This is a genomic window from Rodentibacter sp. (assembly GCF_057314195.1).
In genome coordinates this window covers 12,581-28,363 of sequence record NZ_DBHLAM010000031.1, presented here as the reverse complement: position 1 = coordinate 28,363, position 15,783 = coordinate 12,581, and the positions used below count along the sequence as shown (strand labels likewise).

Genomic DNA, 15,783 nt, shown 5'->3' with positions numbered 1-15,783 from the left:
AGCACCGCATTGAATGCTTAAATGCGCATAGAGCCACAACATTTATTTTATCTAACGGAAGGAAACATTATGAAAAATATCAACCCAACCAGCACGAATGCGTGGAAAGCGCTTGAAATTCATCAAACTGAATTGGCCAATGTCAGTATTCAAGATTTATTCCGACAAGAAAAAGATCGTTTCAAGAATTATTCTTTAACCTTTGATAACCAAATTTTGGTGGATTTTTCCAAAAATAATCTGACCCAAGAAACCCTCGGCTTGTTGCGTCAGCTCACCGAAGAATGTGGCTTGGCGCAAGCCAAAGAAGCCATGTTCAATGGGGAAAAAATTAACCGCACGGAAAATCGTGCTGTATTACATACTGCACTTCGTAATCGTGCCAATACGCCGGTTTTCGTGGATGGCAAAGATGTGATGCCGGAAGTCAATGCTGTATTGGCAAAAATGAAATCTTTTTGTGAGCGTGTGATTTCCGGTGAATGGAAAGGTTATACCGGCAAAGCCATTACCGATGTGATCAATATCGGTATCGGCGGTTCTGATCTTGGGCCTTACATGGTAACCGAAGCGTTGCGCCCGTATAAAAATCATTTAACCATGCACTTTGTGTCTAACGTGGACGGCACTCACATTGCGGAAACTTTGAAGAAAGTTAATCCGGAAACCACCCTTGTGTTGGTTGCCTCCAAAACATTTACTACGCAAGAAACCATGACTAACGCTAATTCCGCACGTGATTGGTTCTTAGCAACGGCAAAAGATGAAAAACACGTGGCAAAACACTTTGCAGCGCTTTCAACCAACGCGAAAGAAGTGGAAAAATTCGGTATCGATACCAACAATATGTTCGGTTTCTGGGATTGGGTCGGCGGTCGTTATTCTTTATGGTCGGCTATCGGTTTATCTATTGCCCTTTCTATCGGTTTTGAAAACTTTGAAGCCTTATTAAGCGGTGCGCACGAAATGGACAAACATTTCCGCCATGCGCCATTGGAACAAAATATTCCGACCACGCTGGCTTTAGTGGGCTTGTGGAACACCAACTTCTTGGGCGCACAAACGGAAGCGATTTTACCGTACGACCAATATTTACACCGTTTTGCCGCCTATTTCCAACAAGGCAATATGGAATCTAACGGAAAATATGTAGGACGCGACGGCAAAGTGATCGACAACTACCAAACCGGCCCGATTATTTGGGGTGAGCCGGGCACGAACGGTCAGCACGCGTTCTATCAATTGATCCATCAAGGCACCACATTGATTCCTTGTGATTTTATCGCGCCGGCACAAAGCCATAATCCGTTGTCCGATCATCACAACAAATTGCTGTCCAACTTCTTCGCGCAAACGGAAGCGTTGGCGTTCGGCAAAAGCAAAGAACAAGTGGAAGCAGAATTTTTGAAAGCGGGCAAAACGCTGACGGAAGTGGAAGAGATTGTGCCATTTAAAGTATTCACCGGTAATAAACCGACCAATTCCATTTTGTTGCAAAAAATTACTCCATTCAGTTTGGGCGCATTGATTGCCATGTACGAACATAAAATTTTCGTACAAGGCGTGTTGTTCAACATTTATAGCTTCGATCAATGGGGCGTGGAACTAGGTAAACAACTTGCCAACCGAATTCTGCCTGAATTGGTGAACGACGAAAAAGTGGAAAGCCACGACAGCTCAACCAATGGCTTGATTAATCAATTCAAAGCCTGGCGTTAAAGGGCTAAACAAAAAAATACGGTCAATACGACCGTATTTTTTTATACCGATTTCACCTGATTTAAACAGCCGATGCTGACTAAAATCAGCACTACCGCCAGATAAAACACTGAATGATAATGCCAGATTTCCGCAATTGCACCGGCAATCGGGCCGCCGATAATCCAACTTGCCTTGGCGGCGTTGCTAAATAGCGTGGTGGCGCTACCCATCTGATTCGGCATTAAATCTTGGAAATACAGCATACCGATAGTGGCGACAATGCCGATGAGCACCGCATTGAAGCCTTGTAAAATCAGCAATTGCCAAGTTTGTGTGGCGAAGAGCATGCCTATATAAAAGATGAAGCCGGCGAATATCGCCAACAACATGAGTGATTTTTTGCCGAAATATTGGGTTAAATAACCCGCAATAATCATCACCGGGATTTCAAGTCCCGCTGCTGTTCCCATCAATGTGCCGGCCAATTCTTTGTCTAGATGCAATTCATTAATCACAAATAACGGCATATTAATCAAATACATACTGTTGCACGTCCACAATAACAAATTGGCGATGAACAAATAAATCACGCTTTGGCGCGGCGCTGTATTGGCCAAGACTTGCAATTTTTGCGCCGCGCGTTGAGGCGAGACTTTCGGCAATAAACGACTCACCCCGGCACATAACAAAAATGCCGAGCCGGCCACCAGATACATATAATCGAACCCCCAGTTTAAGGCGATAAAAAACGATAGCGGCGGCCCCACAATCCAGGCCAACGATATTTGGGTGCGCATAATGGTGGTGAACATTACTGCTTCTTTACCGTTGCTTTCCGCATATTCGCGCGCGAGGGCGAAAGATTGTGGATTCGACGCCGAACCCAAACCGAGCAAGGTGGTGCCGAGCAAAATCAAGACGTAATAATTGCGGTTATAAGCGAATAGCAGGCAGCCGGCAACAGCGATAAGGCAACAATAAATCATGATTTTACGGCGATCATCATGACGATCGGAATATTTCGCCAAAATCTGACTTAAGATAATGCCGATGATCGCATTGGCAGAGTAAAACAATCCGACGAAAAATGGTGAAGCGTTAATTTCTTGCGACAGAAATAAACTCAATGTCGGCGTTTGGAAAGCGGAGGCGATGCCGGTGAGAAAGGCGATCAAAAGGAAATTGAAAGCGATGAGATTTTGAGGTGTTTTGTTTTTTATCATAATAACGGTAATTAGATTATTTGGTTTTATTTACATTGGGCTCGCCCAATGGGAAGCTTACACGAGAGGGCAAAATAGCACCGCATTGGAGGCTTGTGCGACGGGGCTCCAATGCGGTGCTATTTGAGCCGTTCAGCGTTACCGTTCGGCTGAAGATAAAACTTCTAACAATGCTTGCACCGGATGTTTTAACGTTACTTGTTCATAACGTTTTACTTGACTGCGGCAAGAATAGCCGGTCGCGAGGCAAAAGCGCGGGTCTTTTCCGTGCAATTTTTTGCTCCAGGAAAGATCGTAAATATCACGGCTCATGGTTTGGTTTTGCACTTCATGACCGAATACGCCCGCCATACCGCAGCAGCCGACTTTTTCTACCGTTAATTGTTGCCCGAATCGGGTGAAAATTTGTTGCCATTCTTTCGGGCTGTTTGGCATACATGCGGATTCCGTGCAATGCGGGAATAAATACCATTCAAAAGCACGGTCGGTTTTTAGCGCATTTTTTAAGCGCTCAAGCAGGGCCGTATCTTGCAATTGTTGGGTAAGCCATTCGTGCGCAGTTAACACGTGAAAATTGCCACGTTTTTCTTGTAGCGCTTCTTTATATTCATCACGATAAGACAACACGATGGCAGGATCCACGCCGACGAGCGGTAAACCCAATTTCGCCACGCGGTTGAGAAATTCCGCTTGGGTTGCGGCGGTTTTGCTGAAACGTGTTAAGAAACCTTTGATGTGCATCGCTTTGCCGTTCGGTTTAAACGGTAGCACGATAGGTTTGAAACCGAGTTTTTGGGTAAGCGCGATGAAATCACGTACCACTTTAGCGTCGTAGTAAGAGGTGTAAGGATCTTGCACGATGAAAATCATGTCTTGTTTGAGCACCGCATTGAGACCTTCTAATTCCTCAAGAGATTGGTCTTGATAGCCGATTTCCACCAGTTGTTGTTGTAAATTTGGTTGCGAAAGTAAAGGCAAATCCGTCATCCCGAGGATTTTTTCCACAACGGTTTGGGTCGCTTTCAGCTTGGTAAAATAATTGAAAAATTTTGCCTGTTTCGCCATATAAGGTGCCGCGATTTCTAAATTTGCCACGATGTGATCTTTTGCCGGACGCAAATAGCGGCTGTGATAAAAATGGAAGAATTTGGCGCGAAAACTCGGCACGTCGATTTTAATCGGACATTGGCTGGCGCAGGCTTTGCAGGCGAGACAGGTGTCCATTGCGGCTTTGACTTCGTGAGAAAAATCGTATTCGCCACGCCATTTTTGTACGCTGTTGCGAATTCGTTCGACCAATGTGCTAAGTGTGATTTCCGTTTTTTGGAACGCTAACCGTTCCGGTGACACATTTTCATTTGCCAGCAAACGTAACCATTCGCGAATCATTGCTGCTCGTCCTTTGGGTGAAAAGACGCGGTTTTTACTCACTTTCATGGAGGGACACATAATGCTGTGCTGATCGAGGTTAAAGCACAAACCGTTGCCGTTACAATTCATCGCACCTTTAAATTCGTCGCGTATTTGAATCGGAATTTGGCGATCGTTATCGGCGCGCATCGGCGAAAGAATTGAATAAAGCGCCTCTTGAGAATTTAATGGCGTACAGATTTTGCCCGGATTAAGGCGATTGTTCGGATCAAACAAGGTTTTGATGTAGCGCAGTTCATGCCACAATTCCGGCGTGAAGAATTTTTCGCCATAATGTGAACGCATGCCTTTGCCGTGTTCGCCCCACAGCAAACCGCCGTATTTAGCGGTGAGTTCGGCTACCTTATCGGAAATATGTTTGAATAGTTTGACTTGTTCTTTATCACATAAATCCAGTGCCGGGCGCACGTGCAACACGCCTGCATCGACGTGGCCGAACATTCCATATTGTAAATTGTGGCTATCTAGTAGGGCGCGAAATTCGCTGATGTAATCGGCCAGATGCTGCGGTGGTACGCAAGTGTCTTCCACGAATGGAATCGGTTTGGCCGCACCTTTGGCGTTGCCGAGTAAGCCCACGGCTTTTTTGCGCATGGCGTAAATACGTTCGATAGACGGCAAATCGGAACAAACTTGATAGCCGATAATCAAATCTTGCCGTTGTGTGATTTTTTCATCCAGCGCACGGCAAAGTGTGTTCACTTGGCGTTCGATTTTTTCTTTATTGTTGCCGGCGTATTCCACAATGTTAAGGCCTAAAATCGGATTGCTTTCATCTTCGGTTAAAAGTTCGTTGACAGAGTGCCAAATAATGTCTTGTTTGGCGAGGTTAAGCACCTTTGAGTCAATCGTTTCGACAGACAACGCATTGGCTTTCACCATAAATGGCGCGTTGCGTAACGCCGCATCGAAGGAACTGTATTTAATGTTAATTAGCGTACGATATTGCGGAATCGGCAAAAGATTGAGCTTGGCTTCGCAAATAAAAGCAAGGGAGCCTTCGGAGCCGGTAAGAATGCGTGTGAGATTAAATTCGCTTTCGTCTTCGTTGAAGACATTTTTGAGATCGTAACCGGTGAGAAAGCGGTTGAGTTGCGGTAAATCATTAATAATGGCGGCGCGTTTTTTTTGGCAACGTTGCGCGATTTCTTGATGAAGTTTTTTGCTGCTTTGATTTAAGTCAAGCGCGTCAATGTTTTCTAAAACGTCAGAGGAATCAAGTGCACAGGTATCCAAAATATCACCGTTCATTAACACCGAGCGTAGGCCCAATACATGATTGGAGGTTTTGCCATATTGTAATGAGCCTTGGCCGGACGCATCGGTATTAATCATTCCGCCTAAGGTGGCCCGGTTACTGGTGGAAAGTTCCGGTGCAAAGAATAGACCGTGTGGCTTTAAAAATTGGTTGAGTTGGTCTTTCACTACGCCGGCTTGTACACGTACCCAACGTTCTTCTTTGTTGAGTTCTAAAATCGTTGTCATATGACGTGACAAATCGACAATAATGTTGTTATTAATCGATTGTCCGTTGGTGCCGGTGCCGCCGCCACGCGGGGTAAAGGTGAGCGATTGAAATTCCGGACGATTCGCCAGCTTACTTAAGCGCACTACATCCGCCACATTTTTGGGGAACAAAATCGCTTGCGGTAGTTGTTGATACACGCTGTTATCGGTAGCAAGACTTAAGCGATCGGCATAACTCGTGGCGATATCGCCTTCAAAATGCTGTTTTTTAAGTTCATTGAGATAATGTTGAACGGTTGCGTCCGATTGCGGAACGTTGGAAAGACGGGGTAGCATGATATTACTCACAAGAATTTAGTAGAAATAATGAGAAAAAATGATATATGAAGCGACGGACAATGTCGATTTTAAGAAAAAAGAATCAAAGTAAATGTGTGAAAAAATACTGAATAATCGTTTATATTATGTATTATTTGATTATAAAATAGCCAGAGGAGGCAAAAAAACTTTGACCTTTGGGATTTTTGTAGCATAATGACGGTACTTTTGAACGTTCCTTTGGCGATACAAAGGAATTGAATTTGTCAAAAGGATGAATAGGGCAAATTCAAAACCCTAGTTAAGCAAACGTTTAGTGCGTAACTTTATGAAAAAGTTCACAATAAACGAGGAAACTTTTCTTACTTACCAATCGATGACTAACTAAATAGAGGACATCAAAATGAAAAAAACTGCAATCGCATTAGTAGTTGCCGGTTTAGCCGCAGCTTCTGTAGCTCAAGCAGCTCCGCAAGAAAATACTTTCTATGCGGGTTTTAAAGCTGGTCAAGCTTCTTTCCACGATGGTATCAAATCAAATACCGATGATTATAACGCAAATAGCCTAGATTTTGGTACAGGTTATCACCGTAACTCATTCACTTACGGTGTATTCGGCGGTTACCAAATTTTAAATCGTGATAACTTCGGTTTAGCGACTGAATTAGGTTACGATGACTTTGGTCGTGTTAAATATACTCGTAATAATTTAACTTCATTTAAACATACTAACCATGGTGCTCACTTAAGCTTAAAAGGTAGCTACAACCTTGGTGGTTTAGTTTCTAGCTTAGATGGTTTGGATTTTTACGGTAAAGCCGGTGTTGCATTAGTTCGCTCTGACTACAAATTTTATGACAACGGTAATCGTGATCATGCCGAAGGTCGTCATAGTTTACGTACTTCCGGTTTATTCGCGGCTGGTTTCGAATACGCATTGCCTTCATTACCAGAGTTAGCATTGCGTGTTGAATATCAATGGTTAACTCGTGTAGGTAAATTACGCACTCAAGACACTGCTGATAGCTCTGTAGATTATAACCCATGGATCGGTTCTATCAACGCTGGTTTATCTTACCGTTTCGGTCAAGGTGCTGCGCCAGTTGTTGCACCTGAAGTTGTAAGTAAAACTTTCAACTTAAACTCTGACGTAACTTTTGCTTTCGGTAAAGCAAACTTAAAACCAGAAGCTAAAACTACTTTAGATGGTATTTACGGTGAAATCGCACAAATCAACAACTCTAAAGTTGCTGTGGCTGGTTACACTGACCGTATCGGTTCTGATGCATCTAACTTAAAACTTTCACAACGTCGTGCAGATACCGTAGCTAACTACTTAGTATCTAAAGGTGTGGCTGCGCAAAATATCTCTGCAACTGGTTACGGTAAAGCGAACCCAGTTACTGGTGCAACTTGTGACGCGGTTAAAGGTCGTAAAGCGCTTATCGCTTGTTTAGCACCGGATCGTCGTGTTGAAATCGCAGTTAATGGTACTAAATAATAGTTTAATTTAGTTTCCTTTAGCGGATTAAATGGAGAAAGACCTAAACTTTGGTTTAGGTCTTTTTTTTTGTCTTTTACGGTATATTTAAAAAGGAAGCTTTAGCGCTCTAAATCAGCACCGCATTGGAAGTTTATTTACATTTCTATACCGTGACGGAAAATATAAATCTGACATTATTACTCTGGCTTTATCTTGCTCTGTTTATTACTTGTGCTACAATGCGCACCATGTTTTATTCATGGGAAACATTATGGAAACTTTAGATAAAATTAAAAAACAAATTAGCGAAAATCCGATTTTAATTTATATGAAAGGATCGCCGAAATTGCCTTCTTGCGGGTTTTCTGCGCGTGCGGTCGAAGCTCTAATGAACTGCAAAGTACCTTTTGGTTATGTGGATATTCTTCAGCATCCTGACATTCGTGCGGAATTGCCCGCCTACGCAAATTGGCCAACTTTTCCCCAATTATGGGTTGATGGGGAATTAATTGGTGGTTGCGATATTATTTTAGAAATGTATCAAGCTGGCGAATTACAAACTTTATTAAGCGAAACGGCAGCAAAACACCAAGCTTAATTTATCAAATAAAACCCGCTCAAAGCGGGTTTTGTTTTACCCAAAATTCGTGAGCAGACGAACGGTTTCACACAAAAGTGCTTGTATATTTGAGTCAGTTTTTATAAACTTTCGGCCCATTAGTCGGGGTGCCAATACCGTTACGATTGGCTGAGAAATACCCGTGAACCTGAAACAGATAATGCTGGCGTAGGAAACTAATTCTTTTCATTAAGCTGTTTCGCATTTTGTAAGGACAGTACAATGAAAAAAACGTTTCCGATACTCTTCATACTTTTGGCTACAAGCGTATTTGTGCAAGCCGTTCCTAAACCGCTCACCGTTTATACTTATGATTCTTTCAGTGCCGATTGGAGTGCTGGTCCAAAAGTCAAAGCCGGGTTTGAGCAACAATTCCCTCAATGTCAGCTAACTTACGTCGCGTTCGATAACAACGGCACGCTTTTTAACCGTGTGCGTCTAGAAGGCAAAAAAATTAAAGCTGATTTAGTGTTGGGTTTAGATCACCATCAAATCGATGAAGCGAAAAAATTGGCGATATTTGAACCCAATGAAGCGGATTTGTCCAAGTTGGTCCTGCCGTTAAAATGGGAAGACCGTATTTTCCTACCTTTTGATTTCGCTGAATACGCGTTTATTTACGATAAAAATAAACTTGCTAATCCACCAAAAAGCTTAAAAGAACTAGTGGAACGCAAAGATTTAAAAGTACTTTATCAAGATCCACGCACCAGCAGTATTGGGCGCGGTTTATTGCTTTGGGTGAATGCGCTTTACCCGCAAGCGGAAGCGCAAAATATCTGGAAAAACTTATCCGAACATACGGTCACCGTCACAAAAGGTTGGACAGAAGCCTACGGCGCCTTTTTGAAAGGCGAGGCTGATTTGGTATTGAGCACCAATACTTCGCCGCTTTATCATCTTTTGGCCGAACAAAAAGAAAATTATGCGGCAACGGATTTTACCGAAGGTGGTGTATTACAAATCGAAGTGGCGGCGAAAGTTGCTAATCGTAATAATGTTTGCGCTGATTATTTTCTTGACTATTTGCTTTCGCCACAAGCCCAAGCAGATATCGCGAAAAATAACGTAATGTTGCCGGTGATTGATACGCCGATTGAAAGTCATATCGATGCGTTGAAACGTCAAACTCTAAATACGCCGGTGTTAGATACTTCAAAAGTAAGCGGCGAACAGCTCAAAACTTGGATTAATGAGTGGCAAAAAGCCCTTGCCAACTAATTGATGATGCTGTTGCTTTCTCATCCGCATTTCCGTCCGCGCCATTATCTTGGTGGAAGTGCGGTTATTTTTTTCATTCTCTTTCTTTATGTTTCGTCTTTGTCGGCGGTGTTTTCCGTAGGCGGCAGTTATTCATGGACGGCTTTCAAACAAGACGATTATTTGCATCAAATTATTGCGTTCAGTTTCCTACAGGCTTTTTTGTCTGCACTGCTTTCCGTATCAATTGGTGTGCTATTCGGTCGCGCATTTTTTTACCACTCTTTTCCCGCAAAAGCGCTGATCCGGCAACTTCTTTCGCTAACTTTTGTTTTGCCGGCATTATTAACCATTTTCGGTTTGCTCGGCATTTATGGTTCCTCCGGTTGGTTAAGCCGGTTTGTTCAATTTTGTGGAATTGACTGGAAACCATCGATTTATGGTTTGAGCGGAATTTTACTCGCTCATCTTTTCTTTAATATTCCTCTTGCTGCCAGAATGACTGAACAAGCGTTGCAAGCCATTCCTTTCGAACAACACCAATTGGCGGCACAGTTAAATATCCGCGGTTGGCAATTTTTCCGTTTAATTGAATGGCCATATTTGAAAAATCAGCTTATTCCGGCTTTTACATTGATTTTTATGCTGTGTTTCACCAGCTTTACCATTGTACTTTCTCTTGGTGGTGGGCCGCAAAACAGCACATTGGAAGTGGCGATTTATCAAGCGATTCTCTTTGAATTTGATTTTCCGAAAGCGGCAGCTTTCGCACTGATTCAATTTGCCTTCTGCGTTGTATTGTTCGGTTTGTCGCAATTTTTCGCTGAACCGCCGGAAACAATGCCCTCACAGCATTACACCCGGCACTTTAACTCTTCCAATGCGGTGCTAAATTTGAATGTCATTATTGTGTTCATCGGCTGTTGTTTTATTTTCACGCCACTACTGCATATTGTAATTGAAGGATTGAGTGCGCCACATTGGTCGAGTTTTTTGCAAGATCCGCAACTATGGAAAGCTTTGGGTTATTCTCTTGCCATAGCACCGAGTTCGGGCGCACTGGCTGTGTTGTTTTCTTTTGCCCTGTTGCTGTTATCTCGTCAGTTGCAATGGCTGCATTTCCCCATTCTTGCTAGCTTAATTCAAAGTGGCGGAATGACGATTTTAGCTGTTCCGACTCTCATTTTAGCTGTAGGATTATTTTTGCTTTTACAGGGAATCGATTTCACCAATATTCATTTATTTTTGGTTGTGGTGATTTGTAACGCCTTAACCGCAATGCCCTTTGTGATCCGAATTTTGAATGCGCCGATGACACAAGCGATGCAATATTATGAAAAATTATGTTTGTCGCTTAATTTAAAAGGCTGGCAACGCTTTAAATTAATTGAATATCCGTTATTAAAAGCGCCGCTAAATTATGCTCTGGCACTAGCGAGCACGCTTTCGTTGGGCGATTTTACCGCGATCGCATTGTTCGGTAGTCCGGATTTTACTTCCCTGCCTCATTTGCTTTATCAACAAATCGGCCAATATCGCAGTCAAGAAGCCGCAATTACCGCATTGATTTTATTAAGTTTATGTGTCGGGTTATTTATGTTTATCGAACGCTATAAAGGACGTTATGATTAAGTTAAAACAGCTGCGTTTCGCTTATCAAAAAATGCCAATGTGCTTTGATTTGCACGTATATGCTCAAGAAAAAGTTGCCGTTATCGGCGAAAGCGGAGCCGGAAAAAGCACCTTATTAAATCTTATCGCCGGTTTTACCTATGCTGATGCAGGCGAAATTTGGCTCAACAGTGAAAATCACACTCGTAGTGCGCCTTATGAACGGCCGGTTTCGATGTTATTTCAAGAAAATAATTTGTTTACGCATTTAACCGTGATGCAAAATATCGCGTTGGGGTTAAAACCGAATTTATCATTGAACGCACAGGAAAAAAGTCAGATAGAACAGGCAGCGGAAGCAGTCAATTTACAAGATTTTTTAGCCCAAAAACCGGGCGTTCTTTCCGGCGGGCAAAAACAACGGGTTGCATTGGCGCGTTGTTTGTTGCGCGATAAGCCCATTTTATTGCTTGACGAACCTTTTTCCGCGCTCCATCCGCAATTACGTGCCGAAATGTTGCAGTTGATCGACCAGTTATGTGTTGAAAAAATGTTAACCTTACTGCTTGTTACTCATCAGCCGCAGGAACTTGAAGGGCATATTGATCGCATTATTCGGATTCATCAAGGACAAAATTTATAGGAATAATTATGACTATCGCACAACCTTTACAGCTAAACAGCATTACGCCACATCCTTCCATCGAATATTGGTCGGTTTGCAAAATTGAAGCATTGTTTGAAACGCCATTTTTGGAGCTTATCTATCGCGCGGCGCAAGTTCACCGCGAATATTTTAATCCGCAAGCGATTCAACTTTCTACGCTGATGTCGATTAAAACCGGCGGTTGTCCGGAGGATTGCGGCTATTGCCCACAGTCGGCGCGTTATCAAACAGGCGTACAAAATCAGCAATTATTGGATGTGGAGGAAATTGTCGCCAAAGCAAAAATCGCTAAAGAGCGTGGCGCGGGGCGCTTTTGCATGGGGGCAGCGTGGCGCGGACCGAAGCCAAAAGACATCGCCAAAGTGACGGAAATCATTAAAGCGGTGAAAGATCTTGGTATGGAAACTTGTGGCACTTTTGGTTTATTGCAAGACGGCATGGCGGAAGAATTAAAAGATGCCGGTTTGGATTATTACAACCATAACATCGACACTGCACCGGAACATTACGACGAAGTCATCGGCACACGCCGTTTCGACGACCGCATCAGCACGCTCGGTAAAGTGCGCAAAGCGGGCTTGAAAGTCTGTTGCGGTGGAATTGTGGGCATGAATGAAACCCGCAAAGAACGTGCCGGGCTGATTGCTAGTCTCGCTAATTTGGATCCGCAACCGGAATCCGTGCCGATTAACCAATTAGTCAAAATTGAAGGTACGCCGTTGGCTGACGCGGCGGAATTAGATTGGACGGAATTCGTACGCACTATCGCTGTGGCACGTATCACCATGCCGAAAAGTTATGTACGCTTGTCTGCCGGTCGCCAAGGTATGAGTGAAGAAATGCAGGCAATGTGCTTTATGGCAGGGGCGAATTCTATTTTCTATGGTGACAAACTACTCGTCACAGGCAATCCGGAAGAAGATGGTGATCAGCTGTTAATGGCAAAACTCGATCTTGAACCGGAAACGGAAGAAAATCGAAAAACGATTAAACGTTAGAAAAGACGAAAATAAATGCTTTAATGAGGTCGTCGAATAGCACCGCATTGAAGCTTTGATATTCACCGTTTTGATTTATTTTCCTTGGCGGCAGCGAGGTCGCTTATTAGCACCGCATTGAAAGTCCTTTCGGTGGAAGAAATCAGACGATCCGAGAAAGAAAAAACCTCTTATTAAGATAAGAGGTTTTTTTAGGATAACATTAAAGATGTTGATTAATGAAAGCGGCTAATTGACCTTTTGGTAACGCGCCTACTTGTGTTCCCACTACTTGGCCGTTTTTCACTAAAAGTAACGTCGGAATGCTACGCACGCCGTACTGTGCGGCCACGCCTTGGTTTTCATCCACGTTAATTTTCACGATTTTCGCTTTGCCGTCAAATGCTGGAGCAAGCTCGTCTAAGACCGGCGCAATCATTTTGCAAGGGCCGCACCATGGCGCCCAGAAATCAACTAATACCGGAAGATCGGATTTTAATACGTCCGCTTCAAAGGTTGCGTCTGTGGTATGTAGTACTTGGCTCATTTTTTATTTCCTTTGTTAGTAAATATTGCACCCTATTTGGGCAATTTGCTGAATTGTAAGCGTGCTCAGAATAGCACGCGCTTTTTTAAAGTACAGTTATTAATTTAATCGCTTAAAACTAAGAGGCTAAAACGACATTTTCGCAAGGTTTGCCGGATTTGAGTTTATAAATGTTGGAAAGTGTAACATCGGCGATGCTGGTCAGGGCTTCCTCCGTTAAAAAGGCTTGGTGACCGGTTAATAACACGTTATGGCATGAAGACAAACGACGGAATACGTCATCTTGAATCACTTCGTTTGATTTGTCTTCGAAGAATAAATCCCGTTCGTTTTCATAAACGTCCATGCCGAGTGCGCCGATTTTGCGTTGTTTTAAGGCATCGATAGCAGCCGGTGTATCAATTAATGATCCACGGCTGGTGTTAATGATCATTACGCCGTCGCGCATTTTGGCGAAAGCTTCACGGTTCAACAAATGATAGTTTTCTGGTGTGGCGGGACAGTGCAACGTGATCACGTGCGATTTGGCATAAAGCTCGTCCAATTCTACATAATTGGCGCCAAGCTCTTCCGCTTGCGGATTTTTGAATGGATCATAAGCCAAAATATGCATGCCAAATCCCTTCAAAATTCGCATTACCGTAATGCCAATTTTGCCTGTTCCAATTACCCCCACGGTGCGGCCGTGCATATTGAAACCGATTAGCCCTTCAAGAGAGAAATTGGCTTCGCGGGTACGTTGATAGGCGCGGTGAATACGGCGGTTTAACGTCATCATTAAACCGACTGTATGTTCTGCTACCGCTTCCGGCGAATAAGCGGGGACACGTACCACTTGAATACCGAGATCCTGCGCCGCTTTTAAATCGACGTTGTTAAAACCGGCGCAGCGTAAGGCGATAATTTTTACGCCGAGAGCAGCCAGTTTTTCCAATACTTTTCGGCTGCCATCGTCATTCACGAAAATGCACACTACTTCGCAATGTTCCGCCAAACGCGCGGTACTTTCGTTCAACATAAAATCGAAAAATTCAAGCTCGAAACCGTATTTTGCGTTGATTAATTCAAAATATTTACGGTCGTAACTTTTTGTGCTGTAAACCGCAATTTTCATATCGCCTCCGAGACTATTTCAAGTGAGTAAAAGCCTGTAGTAAGTCCGCTTTAATGTCTTCCGCGTTTTCGATACCCACCGAAAAACGTAGCAAAGTATTGGTAATACCGCGTGCTATGCGCTCGTTTTCCGGAATATCCATGTGGGTTTGAGTCGCTGGATATGTAATGAAACTTTCGGTTCCGCCGAGACTTTCCGCGAAAGTAATCAGTTTGATGGATTTTAGAAAGGTATTCACCCAATTTTCATTTTTCAAACGGAAAGAAAGCATTCCACCTTTATTTGGGTAAAGTACGGAATCCACTTGCGGTTGCGTTTTTAAAAATTCGGCAATTTCCCGAGCATTATCTTGATGGCGTTGCATACGTAACGAAAGGGTTTTCATTCCGCGTATGGTAAGCCAAGAATCAAATGGAGAGAGCACCGCACCCGCACCGTTTTGAATATAGGCAATGCGTTCGCACAGTTCTTGTCCCTTAGCCACAATTAAACCGACCAACGCATCGTTATGGCCGGCGATATATTTAGTGCCGCTATGGATTACGATATCTGCACCTAAATCTAATGGACGGGAAAGTACGGGCGTAAGGAACGTATTATCGACGATTAACAACAGGTGGTGTTTTTTCGCGAGTTTGGCGATTTCTGCTACGTCGCATTCTTCCATTAATGGGTTAGAGGGGGTTTCGATGAAAATCGCTTTGGTATTTTGCGTGATTGCCGCTTCAATTTCAGCCGTCGATGCGGTGTTCACATAAACCGGTTTTACGCTGTTATTATTTTTATAAGAGAAATCAAGTAAACGATAAGTGCCACCATATACATCACTGGAAACGATCCATTCGTCCGGTGCGCTGAATAATGTCATTAAAACTTGGATCGCGGCCATACCGGAAGAAAAGGCGAAACCGCGATCGCCGTTTTCTAATTGCGCGATTGTGTCTTCCAATACGCTGCGCGTCGGGTTTTTGGTGCGTGTGTAGTCAAAACCGGTGCTTTCGCCGATGCCGCGGTGGCCGTAGGCAGTGGAAAGATAAATTGGGGTTGAAACCGCGCCGGTATGCTGGTCACTGCGGTTACCGGCCTGTGCGAGTAGAGTATCGATAGCGTATCGTGGTGTTGTCATAATGCCCTCTGAAAATAACTGAAAAGTAAGCATGCTTTTGTGGAAAAAATACAGCTGGCATTTTGGCACAAAGGCCAAAGTGATAAAAGAAGAAATTAAAAAATAGCGGGAAAATTAGCCACTTCGTTATTTGCTGTTAATAATTTAAACAAAATGCAGTTTTTTTAAACGCTTAAAAATAATTTTCAAATCGGCGATTGACAGATTTTCAAATTTCCGTAAAATGCGCACCACCAAAAAGGTACATGCGGGAATAGCTCAGTTGGTAGAGCACGACCTTGCCAAGGTCGGGGTCGCGA

General features: G+C 43.4%; 12 protein-coding genes, 1 tRNA gene and 1 riboswitch (1 of these 14 running past the window's edge). Of the genes, 8 read left to right on the top strand and 5 right to left on the bottom strand.

All coding sequences use genetic code 11. From position 1 onward, the window contains the following. Positions 1-69 precede the first annotated feature (69 nt). Positions 70-1,719 (top strand): glucose-6-phosphate isomerase, encoded by a 1,650-nt coding sequence (pgi, locus tag ACO59Y_RS04745; RefSeq protein ID WP_486131098.1) that lies wholly within the window; start codon positions 70-72, stop codon positions 1,717-1,719. 41 nt (positions 1,720-1,760) lie between these two features. Here pgi and ACO59Y_RS04740 read toward each other — a convergent pair whose 3' ends face one another. Together ACO59Y_RS04740 and ydiJ are read right to left on the bottom strand one after the other, a co-directional pair. After that, positions 1,761-2,924: an MFS transporter gene (locus ACO59Y_RS04740; protein WP_486131096.1), complete on the bottom strand. Its 1,164-nt coding sequence runs from the start codon at positions 2,922-2,924 to the stop codon at positions 1,761-1,763. A gap of 138 nt (positions 2,925-3,062) precedes the next feature. Continuing rightward, entirely contained in the window at positions 3,063-6,158 is a 3,096-nt protein-coding gene (gene ydiJ / locus ACO59Y_RS04735) for a D-2-hydroxyglutarate dehydrogenase YdiJ (RefSeq protein ID WP_486131094.1), read from the bottom strand. A 385-nt stretch (positions 6,159-6,543) separates the two neighbouring features. On the opposite strand from ydiJ, the gene ompA reads away from it, so the two are divergent. From ompA to bioB, 6 genes are all read left to right on the top strand, one after another. Beyond that, a complete protein-coding gene (gene ompA, locus ACO59Y_RS04730) occupies positions 6,544-7,641 on the top strand; it encodes a porin OmpA (RefSeq protein ID WP_486131092.1) in 1,098 nt (365 codons plus the stop codon). A gap of 253 nt (positions 7,642-7,894) precedes the next feature. Continuing rightward, positions 7,895-8,221, top strand: coding sequence for a Grx4 family monothiol glutaredoxin (gene grxD, locus ACO59Y_RS04725; RefSeq protein WP_373602912.1), 327 nt, complete (start codon positions 7,895-7,897; stop codon positions 8,219-8,221). A 114-nt stretch (positions 8,222-8,335) separates the two neighbouring features. Then, a riboswitch (TPP riboswitch) is annotated at positions 8,336-8,434 on the top strand. A 30-nt stretch (positions 8,435-8,464) separates the two neighbouring features. Beyond that, complete coding sequence (gene thiB, locus ACO59Y_RS04720; RefSeq protein WP_486131090.1) at positions 8,465-9,463, top strand: thiamine ABC transporter substrate binding subunit; 999 nt, start codon at positions 8,465-8,467, stop codon at positions 9,461-9,463. 6 nt (positions 9,464-9,469) lie between these two features. Then, positions 9,470-11,074 (top strand): thiamine/thiamine pyrophosphate ABC transporter permease ThiP, encoded by a 1,605-nt coding sequence (gene thiP, locus ACO59Y_RS04715; protein ID WP_486131124.1) that lies wholly within the window; start codon positions 9,470-9,472, stop codon positions 11,072-11,074. Continuing rightward, a complete protein-coding gene (gene thiQ, locus ACO59Y_RS04710) occupies positions 11,067-11,696 on the top strand; it encodes a thiamine ABC transporter ATP-binding protein (RefSeq protein WP_486131088.1) in 630 nt (209 codons plus the stop codon). Before thiP ends, thiQ begins: the two co-directional genes overlap by 8 nt. 8 nt (positions 11,697-11,704) lie before the next feature. Continuing rightward, complete coding sequence (gene bioB / locus ACO59Y_RS04705; protein WP_486131086.1) at positions 11,705-12,718, top strand: biotin synthase BioB; 1,014 nt, start codon at positions 11,705-11,707, stop codon at positions 12,716-12,718. A gap of 202 nt (positions 12,719-12,920) precedes the next feature. Here the strand turns inward: bioB and trxA are convergent, their stop codons facing one another. From trxA to ACO59Y_RS04690, 3 genes are all read right to left on the bottom strand, one after another. After that, positions 12,921-13,244: a thioredoxin TrxA gene (gene trxA / locus ACO59Y_RS04700; RefSeq protein ID WP_373602908.1), complete on the bottom strand. Its 324-nt coding sequence runs from the start codon at positions 13,242-13,244 to the stop codon at positions 12,921-12,923. Between the two features lie 118 nt (positions 13,245-13,362). Continuing rightward, on the bottom strand, positions 13,363-14,358 hold the full coding sequence (locus ACO59Y_RS04695) for a 2-hydroxyacid dehydrogenase (protein WP_486131084.1): 996 nt from the start codon (positions 14,356-14,358) through the stop codon (positions 13,363-13,365). 13 nt (positions 14,359-14,371) lie between these two features. Then, positions 14,372-15,484 carry a methionine biosynthesis PLP-dependent protein gene (locus ACO59Y_RS04690; RefSeq protein WP_486131082.1) on the bottom strand — a complete coding sequence of 371 codons (1,113 nt, stop codon included), beginning with the start codon at positions 15,482-15,484 and terminating at the stop codon, positions 14,372-14,374. Between the two features lie 251 nt (positions 15,485-15,735). On the opposite strand from ACO59Y_RS04690, the gene ACO59Y_RS04685 reads away from it, so the two are divergent. After that, positions 15,736-15,783, top strand: a tRNA-Gly gene (locus ACO59Y_RS04685) (it continues 186 nt past the right edge of the window).

What these genes read in the sequence shown, in the direction of transcription:
- pgi (WP_486131098.1), top strand. Translation starts at nt 70, where the DNA reads ATGAAAAATATCAACCCAACCAGCACGAATGCGTGGAAAGCGCTTGAA.
- ACO59Y_RS04740 (WP_486131096.1), bottom strand. Translation starts at nt 2,924, where the DNA reads ATGATAAAAAACAAAACACCTCAAAATCTCATCGCTTTCAATTTCCTT.
- ydiJ (WP_486131094.1), bottom strand. Translation starts at nt 6,158, where the DNA reads ATGCTACCCCGTCTTTCCAACGTTCCGCAATCGGACGCAACCGTTCAA.
- ompA (WP_486131092.1), top strand. Translation starts at nt 6,544, where the DNA reads ATGAAAAAAACTGCAATCGCATTAGTAGTTGCCGGTTTAGCCGCAGCT.
- grxD (WP_373602912.1), top strand. Translation starts at nt 7,895, where the DNA reads ATGGAAACTTTAGATAAAATTAAAAAACAAATTAGCGAAAATCCGATT.
- thiB (WP_486131090.1), top strand. Translation starts at nt 8,465, where the DNA reads ATGAAAAAAACGTTTCCGATACTCTTCATACTTTTGGCTACAAGCGTA.
- thiP (WP_486131124.1), top strand. Translation starts at nt 9,470, where the DNA reads ATGCTGTTGCTTTCTCATCCGCATTTCCGTCCGCGCCATTATCTTGGT.
- thiQ (WP_486131088.1), top strand. Translation starts at nt 11,067, where the DNA reads ATGATTAAGTTAAAACAGCTGCGTTTCGCTTATCAAAAAATGCCAATG.
- bioB (WP_486131086.1), top strand. Translation starts at nt 11,705, where the DNA reads ATGACTATCGCACAACCTTTACAGCTAAACAGCATTACGCCACATCCT.
- trxA (WP_373602908.1), bottom strand. Translation starts at nt 13,244, where the DNA reads ATGAGCCAAGTACTACATACCACAGACGCAACCTTTGAAGCGGACGTA.
- ACO59Y_RS04695 (WP_486131084.1), bottom strand. Translation starts at nt 14,358, where the DNA reads ATGAAAATTGCGGTTTACAGCACAAAAAGTTACGACCGTAAATATTTT.
- ACO59Y_RS04690 (WP_486131082.1), bottom strand. Translation starts at nt 15,484, where the DNA reads ATGACAACACCACGATACGCTATCGATACTCTACTCGCACAGGCCGGT.